We start from the raw sequence: 15,325 nt of genomic DNA, 5'->3' as shown, positions 1-15,325 counted from the left end.
GGATGCGGTGCAAGGGGGATCGGGACGAGTCGCGTCCATCCACCAGAAACCGATCGCCCGTTGGGGGACTCTCAAGCGATGAAGATGAAGAGCACCGGCATCAAGGTCCTCCTTGGGTTCGTCGCCGTCCTCGTCGTCGCGCGCCTGCTCATGGGCAACTCCAAGGCCGAGACGCCCGAGGAGTTCAAGGGGCTCTCCACGCTCTTTGCCGCGTACGTCGAGGCACGCGATTCCGACAAGCCCGTCCTGGCCTTCGTCACCGCCGACTGGTGCGAGCCGTGCCAGCAGATGAAGCGTGACACCCTCGCCGACAAAGAGGTCGCCCAGTGGATCCGCGAGAACACCCACCCCGTCCTCGTCGATTCCACGAAAACCAACAAGGACGCGACGGCACTCAAGATCCAGTCCGTCCCCACCTTTGTGATCCTGCGCGAACGCGACGGCGAGTTCCGCGAGGTCGCGCGACTCTCGGGATTCGCCAAGAAGGACGCCATGCTCGCCTGGCTCGGTGAGCACTCCGGCCCCGTCGCCGACTTCGTCCATCGCCACGGACGCATGCCCGACGAGCGCGAGTTCCAACGCGGCTCGGAAGGAACCGTCGGCCAGCCCGCCGCCGACGCTACTCCAATGGATTGACGAACAGCCCCGTCGCGATCTTCGGGTAGAAGAACGTCGATTTCTGAGGCATCAACTGGTTCGCGCGGCTGACATCCTTCACCGCGTCGAGCGGCGTGGGGCGCACGATCACCGCGAGTTGCGCGCCCGTGCTTCCGAAGACCTTGCCGCCGCCCGCGCCCGTCTCTAGCCCGCGTGTGATCTGCAGGACCTCGTCGATCGTGTGCGGGAAGGCCCACTTCACCGCCTCGCCCGCGTTGAGTTTCGGCGTGCAGACTTGCTCCACGATGCCATACTGGATGAACGCGACGACGAGTTCTCGCCACGCCTTGGGCTTATCGGGGAATCGCGCGTTCAGTGGATCGCCCGTCGCCGGCGCCGCGACGCCGCCGCGACCGGTCTTCACGTCATAGAGCGCAAATCGCATCGGCCCCATCCCGCCAAGGCTCTGCAGCGCCCGGTCGATCGCGTGCAGGTCGCCCGCCACCGGCTCGAATCGGATCGTCTCGCGCGAGTGCTCCAGGAACGAGTCGAACGAGTAGTTCTTCATCCCGCCCAGCACGCGATGCGTCGGCCAGATCACCAGCCCAGGGTCCGACATGCTCACCAGCACGATCATGCACCGGCGCGCGGGATGATCCGCCGCGACGCCGCCCTGCTGTTCCAGCCCTTTCAAATAGTTGAGCCCCGTCGTGTACCGATGGTGCCCGTCGGCGATGAAGACGTCCTCGCCGCGCAGCGCGTCCTGGTACGCCGCGATCGTCTGCTCGTCCTCGATCGTCCAGATCTCGTGCGGAATGTTCTCGCCCAGGCTCGAGTTCATGTTCGCCGTCAGGTCCGCCGGGCGTGACGCCATCACGCTCTGGAGCAGTTTCGTCGCCTTGGCGTCCTCGTCCGCGTGCAGCCCGAAGATCGGCGACAACTGGGACTTGGTCGCCTTCATGAGCGCCATGCGATCTTCCTTCGGCCCCGAGAACGTCTCCTCATGCGGCAAAATCCCGCCGCCCTCGCGTGGCCCAAAGGGAACCGTCTCCACCGCGCACGCCATCCCCGACCGTTGAAAGGTCTTGCTCCCGGCCGTGAACGTCTGCCGATACGCGAACATCGCGGGCGTCGCGCGTCGCGTGAGCGTTCCCGACGCGAGCCAGTTGCGATACACCTTTGCCGCGCCCTCATACGCCTCGGGCGGCCCCAGTTCCTTCGCCGGCGTGTGCGGCAGATCGATCGCCACGATGTTGTGAGGGTCCTTCGCCAGCAACTTGCCCTTCCCCGACGCGTCGAGCACGTCATACGGCGGGGCCACGAGATCGCTCACGTCACCCTTCCCACCCTTGTACTGCGCGGCACGGAACGGAAAAACCTGAGGCATGGGCGAATGCTCCTGAAAACCGTGACAACTATGCGAATTGGAGATCAGTATACGACGTGATTCATTCTTCCCGCGACTACCATCGCCCATGCCCACAGCGCTGGTGCTCCGAGCGGCGGGAACGAACTGTGACGAGGAAGTCTGCCGGGGGTTTTCCCAGGCCGGCGCCACGCCGAGGCTTGTCCATCTCGACGAGGTCATCCGCTCCCCCGCGATGATCCACGACGCCGACCTCATCGCCTTCCCCGGCGGGTTTAGTTACGGCGACGACATCGCCTCAGGGCGCATCTTCGCCATGCGTGTCCGCGAGCGCCTCTACCCCGCGCTCCGAGAGGCCGCCCAGCGCGGCTGCCCCATGATCGGCATCTGCAACGGCTTCCAGGTCCTCGTCCAGGTCGGCCTCCTCCCCGGCCCGCACTCGGCGGATCAAGACTGGCCCGCCGACCACGCCCCCGAGCGCCGCGTCGCGCTCACCAGGAACAAGGACGCGCGATACGCCTGCCGATGGGTCCGCGTCGAATACGTCGACGACTCCCCCTGCGTCTGGACCCGCGGCCTCTCCAACCTCCACGGGCACGAGTCCATGCTCCCCGTGGGCCACGGCGAAGGCCGCCTCGTTGGCCTCACCGACCAGACGACAGAGGACCTCGAGAAGAACCGCCAGGTCGCCGTTCGATACATCGACAACTTCAACGGCTCCCAGCGCGCCATCGCCGGCCTCTGTGACGCCACGGGTCGGATCTTCGGCCTGATGCCCCATCCCGACCGCTTCCTCGATTGGACCCGCCACCCCTTCTGGACGCGCCTCGACGAGTCCGCCCGCTCGGGCCCCACGCCGGGCCAGCGGTTCTTCTTGAACGCCGTGGACGCGATTAAAGAATCACAAACGGCCCCCCTCGCCTCCAGTCACTGACGCCGGACTCACCCGCAACCACCCCACCCGTTTCCGGTACAGTGCTGCAGCATGGGTGACCAACCGCACACGCCCCCAAACGGCCAACCGCCAAATCCCCAGCCCGACAAGGACATCATCGGGCTGGAAGAAGACAGCGACACAGCGCCCACATCCCACGCAATTCCAGCACATCACACGCCGACGCACGCGCCCCGTCGCGAGCCTTCACGCCAGGCCGAGAACGCCCGCGCCACCAGCGCCCTCGCCGCATCGCATGCCGCTAAGCACGGCGCGACGAACCAGAACCACCGCGGCTGCTCGTCCTGCGGCTACGACCTCTTCGGACTCCCCATCGGCAAGCCCTGCCCCGAGTGCGGGGCCCCGCCACCAAGCACCGCCGGTGGCCTCGTCCGCGACAGCCTCATGTCCGCGACCGATTCCTACCTCCGTCGCCTCCGCCTCGGCGGACTGCTCATGGCGACGGCCATCGTCCTCAACGCGATCCTCATTGGCGCTCCGCTCGTGAGCGCCGTCGTCTCCGCGGGCGGCCCGCTGACCGCGGTCTTTTACGCAATCAAAGGAACAGGCTTCTCCAGCGGCCCCTCAGACGCGGTCGTCGCCGCCGGAGTCCTCACGCGACTCGTCGCTTTCGCGTGCTGGGGGCTCGGCGCGTGGATGGTCTGCGTGCGACGGACACAGGTCGCGACCTCCGCCAAGGACCCCATCAACGAGACATACGCAACGATCGCGCGCTGGTCGCAATGGACCTTCCTCGCCGCGATGCTCCTCGACTTCGTTCATCTCAGTGTCGTAAGCTGGATCTCGGCCGCGCTCTCCATGGTCGGCCTCCTCGGCATCTTCAGCCTCGGCCTCGTCGTCGGCCAGATCGCCGAATGGGCTCAGGACTCCGGGCTTGGCTACAAACTCCGCCTCACCTCATTCGGCATCGGTGGTTGCCTCCTCGTCTTCATCCTCTCCATGCTTCTTATCCCCGTCTCTCCACCCGAGGTCATCGGATTCCTCGCCCTCATCGGTTCTGCTTGCCTCCTCGGGTTCTTCTCGAGCGTCTTCGTCTTCGCCTGGTCCATGCTCCAGTTCGCCAAAATGGCCACCTGGGCCGTCCAGAACAAGGACGTCCGCAACGAACGCGACCGCCAACTCCGAGAGCGCGCCGAACGCGAACGCCGTTCCCACGAGGCCAGCAAGTCCCTCAAGAACGACCCGCTCACGATCAGCAAGGACGCGCCCTGCACGAACTGCGGCTACAACCTCATCGGCCTGCGACGAACCGCCCGCTGCCCGGAGTGTGGCAACGACATCTCCGAGTGAGCACGCCTTTGTAACGATTTGTTCAACGCCGCACACATCCCGCGTCCAAACTACAGCACCCACAACCACAGCACCACACCCGACGCCACCAGCACCATCCCAAACGGCACGATCAGCGTCCGGACCAACCGCCACCCTCCAAGCCCCGCCGAAAGCCCGGCCTTGAAGATCAGGTTCACTCCCGACGCCAGAATAATCCCGCCGAGCGCGTGACGCGCATTAAGCGTCTCCGCTTGCACCAGCCGCGAGTTCGACAGCGTGATCGCGTCCAGATCCACAACCCCCGAGAGCGCCGACACCAGATACACCCCGGCATGCCCGACATATCGCATCGCCGCGCCCACCGCCACCACCACCACCGCATACAACCCCGCAAACAGGAGCGCCGAACCCAACTCCGCCGGGTTCTTCTGCGTCGGCACCACCGCCTCGCTCCGGCGCGCCCGCACCGCCAGCACCACCGACGCCAGCACGCTCACGCCAAGCATCGCGCCGAACGGCTTCCACGCCCACTCAAAGAGCGGCCTCGACGCGATCAAGATCAGGAACAGAATCCGCGCATACAGGATCGTCGTCGCCAGCATGATCGCCGCCCCGGCCACCGGCACCAGCCCCGCCGACTCCCGCGCCCGCCTCGAGAAACTCGCCGTCGTCGCCGTGCTCGAGATCAACCCGCCCAACGCCCCCGCCAGGAGCGCCCCGTGCCGTCTCCCCACCAGTCGGTGCGCCACATACGCCACGAGATTCAACCCGACCACCAGCGTCACCATCAGCCACACCTGACGCGGGTTGAGCGCGCCGAACGGCCCCATCACGCGATCCGGCACCACCGGCAGCACGATCAGCGTCACCACCCCGAACTGCAGCATCGCCCAGAGGTCCTCCTTGCCCAGCCGCGCCACCAGCCCGTGCAGATACTCGCGCGCGTGCAGCAGCACCGCCACCGCCACGCCCACAGCCACGCCGATCTCGCGATGCCCCAGCGCCACCGTCACGCCGACGACATACATCAGCACCATCGCCGCCTCGGTCGTGACGCCGCCGGCCTTGGATTCAGGCGTCGCCCCGTCATGCCGGTCGGGCGACGACGACAGGTTCCCCACCAGCGTCAGAAGCGACACGCCCACCATCCCCGCCCCGACCATCCACCATCGCCCAGGCTCGGGCGCCCACGCGCACAGCGTCCCCAGCATCGTCAAAAGAGGAAACGTCCGCACACCGGCGATCCGGCTCCCCGCCTGCTCCCGCTGGATCCCGATCAATAGCCCCAGCCCCACCGAGACGGCAAGGTCCGCGAACATCGACCCGATCCCGCTTTCCGATCCCATCTGCATCAATTCAGCGTAGGAGTTCGCTTAGAATGTGATCCGGACAGGCGACAAACCTGTCGCTTTGGACGCCAACCCGTCTGTGCTCAAGACGCTCGTCGCCATCGATCGATCCCGGAGATACGCATGACCACGTCTCACTCCCGACCGACTTTACACACCGCCCTGCCCCACGGCGCGCCGTCCTCCATCGATCCGCACGCCGTCACCATCTCCGGACTCGTCCTCGAGCCGTCCTATGGCCCCGGCACGCCCAACGCCGGCGCCGACATCGCCGAAGGTCTCAAGAACTGGAAGCGCGACATCCCCCAGCCGGGCGCCTACCCCTTCGCGCGCGGGCTCTTCCCCAGCGGCTATCGCACCCGCCTCTGGACCATGCGCCAGTTCGCAGGCTTCGGCTCCGCCGACGACACCAACCGCCGATTCAAGTATCTCCTGGAACAAGCCAAAGGCACCCACGCCAACACCGGTCTCTCCACCGCCTTCGATCTCCCCACGCTCATGGGGCGCGACAGCGACGACGAACTCAGCATCGGCGAGGTCGGTCGCTGCGGCGTCGCCATCGACACCATCGAGGACATGCACCGCCTCTACGCCGACATCCCCGTCGACAAGGTCACCGTCAGCCAGACCATCAACGGCCCCGCCGCCGTCATCTGGGCCATGTACCTCGCCATGGCCAAGCAGCGAGGTATCTCCTGGGACACACTCGGCGGCACGCTCCAGAACGACATCCTCAAGGAGTTCCACTCCCAGAACGAGTTCATCTATCCCCCCGAGGCCAGCGTCAAACTCGTCGTCGACACCATCGAGTTCCAGAGCAAGCACGTCCCCAAGTGGAACAGCGTCTCCATCTCGGGCTACCACATCCGCGAAGCCGGCAGCAGCGCCCACCAGGAACTCGCCTTCACCCTCCGCGATGGCATGGAATACGTCGAGGCCTGCCTCGAGCGCGGGCTGGACATCGACTCCTTCGCCCCGCGGCTCTCCTTCTTCTTCAATAGCCACAACGAGTTCTTCGAGGAGATCTGCAAACTCCGCGCCGCCCGACGCATCTGGGCCCGCGTCATGCGAGAACGCTACGGCGCCAAGAGCGATCGCTCGTGGTACATGAAGACACACGTCCAGACCGCGGGTTGCTCACTCACCGAGCAGCAGCCCATGAACAACATCGTCCGCGTCGCCTACCAGGCGATGGCCGCAGTCCTCGGCGGGTGCCAGAGCCTCCACACCGACAGCATGGACGAGACGCTCGGCTTGCCGACGGAACAGGCCGTCACCGTCGCCCTCCGCACGCAGCAGATCCTCGCCCACGAGACCGGCGTCACCCGCGTCACCGACCCGCTCGGCGGCTCGTGGTTCGTCGAGCAACTCACCGACACCATGGAGCGCGAGGCCCTCAACCTCATCCACGAGATCGACTCGATGGGCGAGTACGGAGACTGGAAGTCGCCGAGCACGCCGCCGCCCGCGCCGCCGTCGCTCGAGAACCACATCGCCTACGCCCCGCGCAAGACCTATGGCCGAAGCGTCGTCCACGGCATCAACCGCGGCTACTTCCGGCGCAGCATCGCCGAGGCGTCGTACCGATTCAGCGAGGAGTGCGAGGCCGGCGACCGCCTCATCGTCGGCGTGAACGCCTACACCGACCCCGACGAGAAGCGCCCCATCGAGATCCTCCAGATCTCCCACGACGTCGAGACCACGCAGGCCAGCCGCCTCGCCGACTTCAAGAAACGCCGCGACAAGGAAGCCGTGAAGCGAGCCCTCGACGCCATCCGCGCCGCCGCCAAGAATGCCGAGAACGTCATGCCCACGCTCGTCGAGGGCGCCCTCGCCAACTGCACCCTCGGAGAGATGGTCCAGGCGATGGCCGACATCTACGGCCGCTACAGCGGCGGGCCGGAGTGGTGAGCACTCACGCGTAGGGAGGTGTCGGGCTTCGCGTACACTCCCCTCGTGCAGACCATCGCCAATCTCATCCACGGCCGACTCGTCCCGCCCAAGGCCGGGAAGTATCTCGACAACACCGATCCCTCGACGGGGACCGTCTACTCACGCGTGCCCGACTCACGCAGCGAGGACATCGACGCCGCCGTGGACGCGGCCGCCGCGGCCTTCCCGACGTGGAGTCGCACGCATCCCGAGGAGCGATCACGCGTGCTCCTCCGTCTCGCCGATCTGATCGAGCGCGACGCCGACCGGCTCGCGCGGGCCGAATCCATAGACAACGGCAAGCCGCTCTCTCTCGCCCGGTCGCTCGACATCCCGCGCGCCGCCGCCAACTTCCGCTTCTTCGCGACCGCCATCCTCCACACCGAATCCCAACTCCACGAGACCCCGGGGCACACGCTCAACTACACCCTCCGCCGCCCGCGTGGCGTCGCCGCCCTCATCTCGCCCTGGAATCTGCCGCTGTACCTCCTCACCTGGAAGATCGCGCCGGCCCTCGCCACCGGCAACACCACCGTCGCCAAGCCCTCCGAACTCACGCCGATGACCGCATTCCTCCTGAGCGAACTCGCCATCGAGGCCGGTCTCCCGCCGGGCGTCCTGAACATCGTGCACGGCTCAGGCCCCGGCGCGGGCGTGCCGCTGGTCATCCATCCCAACGTCCCGGCGATCTCATTCACCGGCGGCACCGCCACAGGCCGAGCCATCGAGGGCTCCGCCGGACCCATGTTCAAGCGGCTCTCGCTTGAACTCGGCGGCAAGAACCCGGCGGTGATCTTCGCCGACGCCGATGTCGACGCCGCGGCCGACGCGTGCGTGCAGGCGGCGTTCCGGAATCAGGGCGAAATTTGCCTGTGCGCGTCGAGGTTTCACGTGGAACACTCGGTGTACGAGCGGTTCGTGTCGCGGCTTGTGGCGCGCGCGTCGGCGCTCGTGATTGGTGATCCGCTGGAATCGAAGACCGAGCAGGGGGCGCTCGTGTCGCGCGCGCATCTGGAGAAGGTCGAGGGGTACGTCGCCCTCGCCCGCGAACTCGGCGGCACGGTCCACTGCGGCGGGCAGCGCGCGACGCGCGCGCGGCACCCCGCGATCGGTGAGCGCTGCACGGACGGGTTCTTCTTCGAGCCGACGGTGGTGTCGGGGCTGGAACCGACGTGCCGCGTGGAGCAAGAGGAGATCTTTGGTCCAGTGGTGAGCGTGTCGGCGTTTTCGAGTGAGGACGAGGCGATCCGGCTGGCGAACGGGACGCCGTTCGGGTTGGCGGCGTCGCTGTGGACGCGTGACGTGTCGCGCGCGCATCGTGTGGCGGAGGCGATTGAGGCTGGGATCGTGTGGGTGAACTGTTGGATGGTGCGAGATCTTCGCACGCCGTTCGGGGGCATGGGGCAGAGCGGTGTGGGTCGCGAGGGCGGACAGGAGGCGCTGCGGTTCTTTACCGAGACGAAGAACGTGTGTGTAAAGGTGTGAGTGTTGCACGCGTGCGGCAGGATGGAGTGGGGGGCGTGTGCCGGGCGCGTGATGTGGGGAAGTCTGATAATGTCGCTCGACGCCGTATGGATTCGAGCGTTCGATGAAGGTTGTCGATGGAGGCGAGGCGGGTGGTCCCACGGCAAGGGGAGTGACGATGCGCGGTCAGGACAACTTTTCTCGAAGTCTGAAGCAGGTGCTGAGCATCGCGACCGACACGTTCTCGTTGTCGGGGGTGCGCGGGCCCGAGGATCTGTCGCATTTTCAGATGCTGCACGCGATCTCGCGGGTGCCGATCAGCGAGGCGGGGGCGGCGTTGTCGTCGATGTCGGTGGATCTGGAATCGCTGCAGGCCGAGGTCGATGCGGTGATGAAGGAGGCCGACTCGGCGTGCGCGGGAAAGTGGACGCTGCAGACGGCGGCGAAGCACGCCGAGAGCATGGGCGACGAGCACGTGGGGACAGAGCACTTGCTTCTCGCGCTCGCCGACGAGGGGCAAGGCTCGTTCGGGCTGCTGCTCGCGAAGCATGGGATCACATCGATGGCGGTGCACCGCGGGATCACCGAGGCGCGAAAAGGGAAGAAGCCCGAGCCATCGGCACCCGCCGGGCCGAGCGCTACGGTGACGGTCGTTGCGTCCGGGCAGGGGAAAGGCGGCGCGGGCGACCGCGGCTCGTCGAGTGAGTCGGGGACCGGATCCTCGCGTCCCGAGGCGAAGGTCACGAGTGTGCCACGATCAAGCGCGACGCAAGGCTCGACGAGGCCCGTCTCGAAGGCCGCGTCGGGAGTGACCAAGCCCGCGGCGAAGGCGGACCCCTCGGCGGTGGTGTCGCACTCGGCGGCGGAGCCTGTGGGGAACTATCCGCACGCGAGGCGCGTGGGGAATCTGCTGTTCCTCTCGGGGCTAGGCCCGCGCAAGCGCGGGAGCAAGGTGATCCCCGGCGTGATGCTCGACGATCGCGGGAACGTGATCGGACACGACATCGAGGCGCAGGTGCGCTCGTGCTTTGAGAACGTGCGGATCGTGCTGGAGGAGTGCGGGAGCAGTTGGGCGAACATCGTCGATGTCACGGTCTTCCTGACGGACATGAAGAACGACTTTGCGATCTTCAACCGGCTGTGGGCGGATTACTTCTCTGAGAATCCGCCGGCACGGACGACGGTGGAGATCAACTGTCTGCCGACACCGATCGCGTTTGAGGTGAAGGTGATCGCGACGGTGGGGCCGAGCGATATGAGTTCGCCACGGCGGATGGTGTGAGATATTGATCTCGGACACCGCTCTGGAGAGCGGTGCCACCAAGAAAGAGACCTGCCTCGGAGAGGCGGGCCACCAAGGACATTAATCTTCGCGGCGGAGGATGGCGCGGACGGGGCTGGCGTCGAAGCCCTCGAGTTTGAGTGGGAGGGCGATGAGTTCGTAGTGACCGCTGGGGACGCCCTCGAGCACGAGGCCCTCGATGATGGCGAGGTCGTGGCGATAGCAGGCGTGGTGTGCGGGCAGGTCCTTGGACGAGAAGAGATCAATGCTGGGCGTGTCGACGGCGATGGTGATGACGCCGCTGCTGGCGAGATAATCGATGAGTTCGACGCTGAGGCCGGCAAAGTCCTGATTGAAGTTGGTGGGATCGGGGTAGGTGCCAGTGCGCAGGATGACGCGCGGGCGGTTGGGCGTGTCGCGAAGGTCGGTGGGGGTGACGCGGGAGTTTTTCGAGACGGGGCAGTCGATGAGTTGGGCGGGGCCGAGGTATCGATCGAGGGGCTGGTGCTCGATGGTTCGGCCTTGGAGGGCGTAGTGGCTGGGAGCGTCGGCGTGAGTGCCCAGGTGGACGGTGGCGCGGAGGGTGGAGAGGGTGACGGTGTCGCCTCTAGCGAGGTCGCAGAGGACATCTCGCGAGGGTGCGGTGTCGCCGGGCCAGACGGCGAGGCGGGGGGAGATGAGGGGGCTGACGTCGTAGATCTTGGACATCCGCGGAGCCTCCACGTCGGTCAGCGTTCAGGTAATGTCAAACTCATGGAGACTAGAGGTTGCCTCGGCGACCCTGCTCGATCTCCAGGCTCTCGAAGAGGGCCTTGAAGTTGCCCTTGCCGAAGGACTGGCTGCCTCGGCGGCAGATGATCTCGAAGAAGAGCGTCGGGCGGTCTTGCAGAGGCTTGGTGAAGAGTTGGAGGAGGTAGCCCTCGTCGTCGGCATCGACGAGGATGCCCAGATTCTTGACGCGGGTGTGGTCTTCCTTCACGGGCGTGTGCCCGTGGCTGGTGAGCATGGCGTCGACGCGCTTCCAGACCTGCTCGTAGTAGGCGTCGGGGATACTGAGGAAGTCGACGCCGCGGCGGCGGAGTTCGGTGATGGAGTGGAGTTCGTCGTCGGTGCGGAGGGCGAGGTGCTGGACGCCGGGCATGTTGTCGTGCCAGTCGAGGTATTCCTGGATCTGGGATTTCTTCTTGCCGGGGGCTGGCTCGTTGATGGGGATCTTGATGAGGTTGTTGCCGCTGGCCATGACCTTGGACATGAGTGCGGAGTATTCGGTGGAGATGTCCTTGTCGTCGAAGTGCTTGAACATGGAGAACTCGAGGACGTTCTCGTAGAAGGCGACCCAGTGGTTCATGCGTCCGAGTTCGACGTTGCCGACGAGGTGGTCGACGTATTTGAGGCCACAGGGGTGGGCCTTGTTGTGCTCGTTGATGTTGTTCGCGTCAAACTTCCGGAAGGTGGGGGCGAAGAGGCCGCCCTGCTTGACGTTGGGGAGGGCGTAGGCACCGCGGCGTTCGACGAAGGTGTGGATGACCTCGCCGAAGGTTTTGATGGATGCGGAGATGACGCTGCCGTTGGCGTCGGTCGCCTCGGTGGGCGCGGCGGCGGAGGTGGCGCCGTTCTTGAGGGCCTTCTCATACGCGGCGACGGCGTCGTGCACGGTGAAGGCGACATCCTTGACGGCGTCGCCATAGTGCATGACGTGGCGCGAGGCGGGGTGGTCCTTGGTGAGGCCGGTCGTGATGAGGAAGCGGATGTTCCCCTGGGTGAGGAGGTATTCGGCGGCGTTTCGGTTGCCGGTGGTGAGGTCGCTGACCTCGGTGATGTTGAAACCGAAGGCCATGGCGTAGAAGAAGGCGGCCTGCTTGGCGTTGCCGGCGTAGAAGCGGACGTGATCGACGTCGATAAGGGCGAGAGGATCGGCGGGTTTGCTGCCGGCGGTGGTGGGCTTGGTGGTGGCGGTGGTCATGGTGGGTCCTCCGGTGGGGTGGCGCGCGAGTCGCGCCGAGATTGCTTGAGAATCCTACGCGGTGGCGTCGGGAGTGGGGCGTGGTGGGGAATGGCGCGGCGGAGCGGGAAGAGCCGATAAAGTTGGGCCGGGAGGGAACCCGAGTGATGAACGCTGTTCGAAACGAGATTGCGACTGATTCTCAGAAGGGGACGAGTGTCTCCAGAGAGTCGAGGGATGCGAACACCGACCCGCACAAGGGGCGGACGTTGGGATTGATCCGTCAGACTCGTGGGCTGGGCGAGGTGCGGTGGGTTGTGGACGCGGGGGCGGGGCGTGGCGGGAGGGGCCTTGTGGCGCGGCGGTTTGGGGGCGTGCACGCGGATCGGCAGACGAGCCACACGTTGTACCGGTTCGATGGGTGCGGGACGCGCGGCTCGATGCGTCGGCTGCTGGGGGCGCTGGAATCCATGGCTGGTGTACGTGAGTCGCATCTGCTGGCGATCGAGGGGCTGACGCTTTCGAGTGAGGGTGGTGGGAGAGCGGTGGTGGTGATCACTCCGTATCTTGGTGATTCGTCGGGGTTGCGGACGCTCCGGGATCACCTTGAGGCGAAGTTGGGTCGGATCCTTCCTTCGGAGGTGGCGTGGGCGATGCGGCATGTGCTTGGCGGGCTTGGGGTCGCGCACGCTGGGGGGTTGGTTGAGGGGGCGTTGCGGGCGGAGCGGTGCCTCTTGGATCGGTATGGGAAGGTGACGCTGGAGTTGCATGGGCTGCCGGCGTCGTTGGGGTGGATCGAGCAATCGAGTGTGGCGGCGTTTGCTCGGCGAGAGGTTCGGGACGCCGTGGCGATGGCATACTCGATGCTGGCCGGGCGCGAGTTTGATCGGGGAGCGTTCTCCAGCGGGGCGGCGGGGCATCGGACACGGCCTGAGTGGGACGCGTGGTTTGCGGCGGGACTTCTGGGCCATGGGTTTGAGTCGGCGGGAGAGGCGATGGCGGCTTTGCCGAGCGAGCGCGGGGGGAGCGGCGGGCGCGTGATCGAGCGTTCGGCGTCCACGTCGTCGCCCGAGAATGGCGGGAACTTCGGCGAGGGGACGAGCGAGGCGAGCGTCAAGAAGAGCGTGCTGCGACAGTGGCTCGATGGTCTCCGCGGCCTGCCTGCGGGACGCAGTGGGCGTGCGGCGTAGATCAAACTCCACTTTGTCGGGTTGCGACGCTCAATCGGCGGGAGTTACCGTCTGGTTCTGGGCCGCGGCGACCTCGATGGATTGCTCCTGGTTGAGTTCGGAGCCAAACCGGACGAGGATCTCGCTGGCGACATCGGCGGCGAGGGGCGTGCCCGCGACGAGGCGGAGGCCCTCGATCCAGGCGTTGAGCGTTGAGGGGAGCATGGCGGCGAGATCGAGGCGTCCCGCGCCGACAAGGGCCCGGACCTGGAGGTCGTCCATCACGTCGACATCGGTCGCGCGGGCGAGGGGGCTGATGCGATCGAGGGCGCGGAGGGCGGCGTCGAACTCGTGTGTGCTGAGGCGTTCGCTCGCGAGCATGAGGCCGCCCTCGACGATAATGCGGGCGTTGCCGGGGATGAGGCCTTCGGACATGAGGCGAGGCTCGGCGGTGAGCATGGAGAGGAGATCGATGCGTTCGCGTGAGGTGGTGGCCATCTTGGCGGCGCTCAAGAGGCCCGGGACGTTGAGGCCTTGGGCGAGGAGGAGTCGGGCGTCGCGGCCGACCTCGGGGGATGGCGGATTGATGGACCGGAGGAGGGTGTAGGACTCGACGCTGGGCTTGTGCCAGACGAGGGCCCGGGCGGCGATGGGGTAGAGCGAAGGGTGGCGGCGCGTGGCATCGAGGATGGCATCCACGTGCATCGGTTCGCGCGCGAGGATGGAGGCCACGGCGACACGAAGGCCCGGAACTGGGGCGTCGAGCAGGGACACGAGCGAGGCGCGGTCGTCGTCGTTGCCAATGGAGGCAAGGAGATTGGCCATTGACTCGCCGCGTTGGTCGAGTGGGATGGAGCGGATTATGGAAAGAATCTGATCGCGCTCGGCGTTTGTGAGTCGTCCCGCGCGCTCGAGGTCCCAGAGGGCGGCGGCGGCGGCGGGGCGGGCCTCGCCGGGTTTGGCGAGCCATCGGATCGCGGGGGCGACGGTGTCGGCGCTCGGCCAACGGGCGACCAGGGCGAGCATCGCGGCGGCGGCGGGGGGATCGGACTCGGCGCTCAGGGCGCGGATGAGCACGTCGGAGCCGCCCTCGGGGACGAGCTGGTTCGCGAGTGTGGCCGCCCTGGCGCGAAGCGAGGGACTCCTGCTTTCGAGAAGGGAAAGCGAGGCGACGCCGACGGCCGGGTCGAGGGGGGTGCCATCGGCGAGTTCTCGCACGGCGAGTTCGATGCCCAGGGACGCGACGCTGATCTCGGGGTCATTCAGGAGCGCCACAAGCGCGGGCGTGCGATCCTCGGGGGGTGTGTCGAGATAGTTCGAGCGCAGCACGGTGATGAGGCGGTCCTTGGCCTGGGCGGCCTCGTTCGACAGGGCGTCGGCGCGGGCGCCCTGGGCGGCGGCGAGTTCGGCGAGCCAACGCGTCTCGTTGAGCGCCTTCACGCGATCGAGCCACTCGGTCCACGCCTGCACGTCGCGGGGCATGTCGGTGCGACCCGAGAGACGCTCGAGGGCGGCATAGGTGGCGGATCTCACGGCGGGGGAGCGCGCCGGGGCCGCGAACTGAAGAATGGATTCCGCCACCGAGCGGAGGCGGTAGGAAGCGAGGGCGGCGATGAGTTGAGGGAGTTCGGCCTCGCCGGTGGAGTTGAGTCGTTGCTGCAATGGAGTGAGCAACTCCGGTGGAGGATTGGACGAGAACGCCAGGGTGCCGAGCAGGACCGCGCCCGCGGAATCTGTCGAGGCTTGCTCGGTGAGAATATTCGCCAGGGCACTCGCGACGCCTTCTTCTCGCGCATCGAGCAGCAGTTGCGAGGCGGCGGCGAGACGCAAGGACCGATCGGCAGAGGCGTCACGCAAGGTCGCCAGACTCTCCTTGGCACGCTGGGGCAGGCGGGACTCGCTGGGGATGCGGGGCTGGAAATCGGGAGACGCAAACGCGGTTTTGGCTCCACCCCAGGACATGCCAAGGGTGGTCGCCACCACGATCACGATCATTC

The 15,325-nt window shown here is 66.6% G+C and carries 12 protein-coding genes; 7 read left to right on the top strand and 5 right to left on the bottom strand.

The annotated features are described in order from the left end of the window. The first annotated feature begins 84 nt into the window (after positions 1–84). On the top strand, positions 85–636 hold the full coding sequence (locus IPK69_01710) for a thioredoxin family protein (protein ID QQS09365.1): 552 nt from the start codon (positions 85–87) through the stop codon (positions 634–636). Here the strand turns inward: IPK69_01710 and IPK69_01705 are convergent. Next, positions 620–1,984, bottom strand: coding sequence for a DUF1015 domain-containing protein (locus tag IPK69_01705; GenBank protein ID QQS09364.1), 1,365 nt, complete (start codon positions 1,982–1,984; stop codon positions 620–622). The two genes, IPK69_01710 and IPK69_01705, sit on opposite strands and share 17 nt — an antisense overlap. A gap of 88 nt (positions 1,985–2,072) precedes the next feature. Here IPK69_01705 and IPK69_01700 point away from each other — a divergent pair, with 88 nt between their 5' ends. Further along, on the top strand, positions 2,073–2,897 hold the full coding sequence (locus tag IPK69_01700) for a phosphoribosylformylglycinamidine synthase subunit PurQ (protein ID QQS09363.1): 825 nt from the start codon (positions 2,073–2,075) through the stop codon (positions 2,895–2,897). Between the two features lie 51 nt (positions 2,898–2,948). Beyond that, on the top strand, positions 2,949–4,208 hold the full coding sequence (locus IPK69_01695; GenBank protein QQS09362.1) for a hypothetical protein: 1,260 nt from the start codon (positions 2,949–2,951) through the stop codon (positions 4,206–4,208). A gap of 50 nt (positions 4,209–4,258) precedes the next feature. Here the strand turns inward: IPK69_01695 and IPK69_01690 are convergent, their stop codons facing one another. After that, positions 4,259–5,542 (bottom strand): MgtC/SapB family protein, encoded by a 1,284-nt coding sequence (locus IPK69_01690; protein QQS09361.1) that lies wholly within the window; start codon positions 5,540–5,542, stop codon positions 4,259–4,261. 120 nt (positions 5,543–5,662) lie between these two features. Between IPK69_01690 and IPK69_01685 the strand changes: the two genes are divergently transcribed. The 3 genes from IPK69_01685 (at position 5,663) to IPK69_01675 (ending at position 10,217) form a co-directional block, all read left to right on the top strand. Then, entirely contained in the window at positions 5,663–7,450 is a 1,788-nt protein-coding gene (locus tag IPK69_01685; GenBank protein QQS09360.1) for a methylmalonyl-CoA mutase, read from the top strand. A 45-nt stretch (positions 7,451–7,495) separates the two neighbouring features. Further along, positions 7,496–8,956: an aldehyde dehydrogenase gene (locus IPK69_01680; protein QQS09359.1), complete on the top strand. Its 1,461-nt coding sequence runs from the start codon at positions 7,496–7,498 to the stop codon at positions 8,954–8,956. A 103-nt stretch (positions 8,957–9,059) separates the two neighbouring features. After that, complete coding sequence (locus IPK69_01675) at positions 9,060–10,217, top strand: hypothetical protein (protein ID QQS09358.1); 1,158 nt, start codon at positions 9,060–9,062, stop codon at positions 10,215–10,217. Positions 10,218–10,298: 81 nt separating this feature from the next. On the opposite strand, the gene IPK69_01670 is transcribed toward IPK69_01675, so the two are convergent. Both IPK69_01670 and hppD read right to left on the bottom strand, forming a co-directional pair. Continuing rightward, positions 10,299–10,925 (bottom strand): cyclase family protein, encoded by a 627-nt coding sequence (locus IPK69_01670; protein QQS09357.1) that lies wholly within the window; start codon positions 10,923–10,925, stop codon positions 10,299–10,301. Positions 10,926–10,977: 52 nt separating this feature from the next. Beyond that, positions 10,978–12,180, bottom strand: a complete 1,203-nt coding sequence (hppD, locus tag IPK69_01665; protein QQS09356.1) for a 4-hydroxyphenylpyruvate dioxygenase — start codon at positions 12,178–12,180, stop codon at positions 10,978–10,980. A gap of 248 nt (positions 12,181–12,428) precedes the next feature. Between hppD and IPK69_01660 the strand changes: the two genes are divergently transcribed. Then, entirely contained in the window at positions 12,429–13,349 is a 921-nt protein-coding gene (locus tag IPK69_01660) for a hypothetical protein (protein ID QQS09355.1), read from the top strand. 30 nt (positions 13,350–13,379) lie between these two features. Here the strand turns inward: IPK69_01660 and IPK69_01655 are convergent, their stop codons facing one another. After that, positions 13,380–15,323, bottom strand: coding sequence for a hypothetical protein (locus IPK69_01655; GenBank protein ID QQS09354.1), 1,944 nt, complete (start codon positions 15,321–15,323; stop codon positions 13,380–13,382). Positions 15,324–15,325: the final 2 nt, after the last annotated feature.

It is taken from the genome of Phycisphaerales bacterium, assembly GCA_016699835.1.
Taxonomy (GTDB): Bacteria; Planctomycetota; Phycisphaerae; order Phycisphaerales; family UBA1924.
Note: the sequence above shows the minus strand (reverse complement) of the source record. Positions and strands in the feature narration are given on the sequence as shown.

Coding starts and splice junctions, on each gene's coding strand:
- IPK69_01695 (QQS09362.1), top strand. CDS start 2,949: ATGGGTGACCAACCGCACACGCCCCCAAACGGCCAACCGCCAAATCCC.
- IPK69_01670 (QQS09357.1), bottom strand. CDS start 10,925: ATGTCCAAGATCTACGACGTCAGCCCCCTCATCTCCCCCCGCCTCGCC.
- IPK69_01685 (QQS09360.1), top strand. CDS start 5,663: ATGACCACGTCTCACTCCCGACCGACTTTACACACCGCCCTGCCCCAC.
- IPK69_01700 (QQS09363.1), top strand. CDS start 2,073: ATGCCCACAGCGCTGGTGCTCCGAGCGGCGGGAACGAACTGTGACGAG.
- IPK69_01675 (QQS09358.1), top strand. CDS start 9,060: ATGAAGGTTGTCGATGGAGGCGAGGCGGGTGGTCCCACGGCAAGGGGA.
- IPK69_01710 (QQS09365.1), top strand. CDS start 85: ATGAAGAGCACCGGCATCAAGGTCCTCCTTGGGTTCGTCGCCGTCCTC.
- IPK69_01655 (QQS09354.1), bottom strand. CDS start 15,323: ATGATCGTGATCGTGGTGGCGACCACCCTTGGCATGTCCTGGGGTGGA.
- hppD (QQS09356.1), bottom strand. CDS start 12,180: ATGACCACCGCCACCACCAAGCCCACCACCGCCGGCAGCAAACCCGCC.
- IPK69_01690 (QQS09361.1), bottom strand. CDS start 5,542: ATGCAGATGGGATCGGAAAGCGGGATCGGGTCGATGTTCGCGGACCTT.
- IPK69_01705 (QQS09364.1), bottom strand. CDS start 1,984: ATGCCTCAGGTTTTTCCGTTCCGTGCCGCGCAGTACAAGGGTGGGAAG.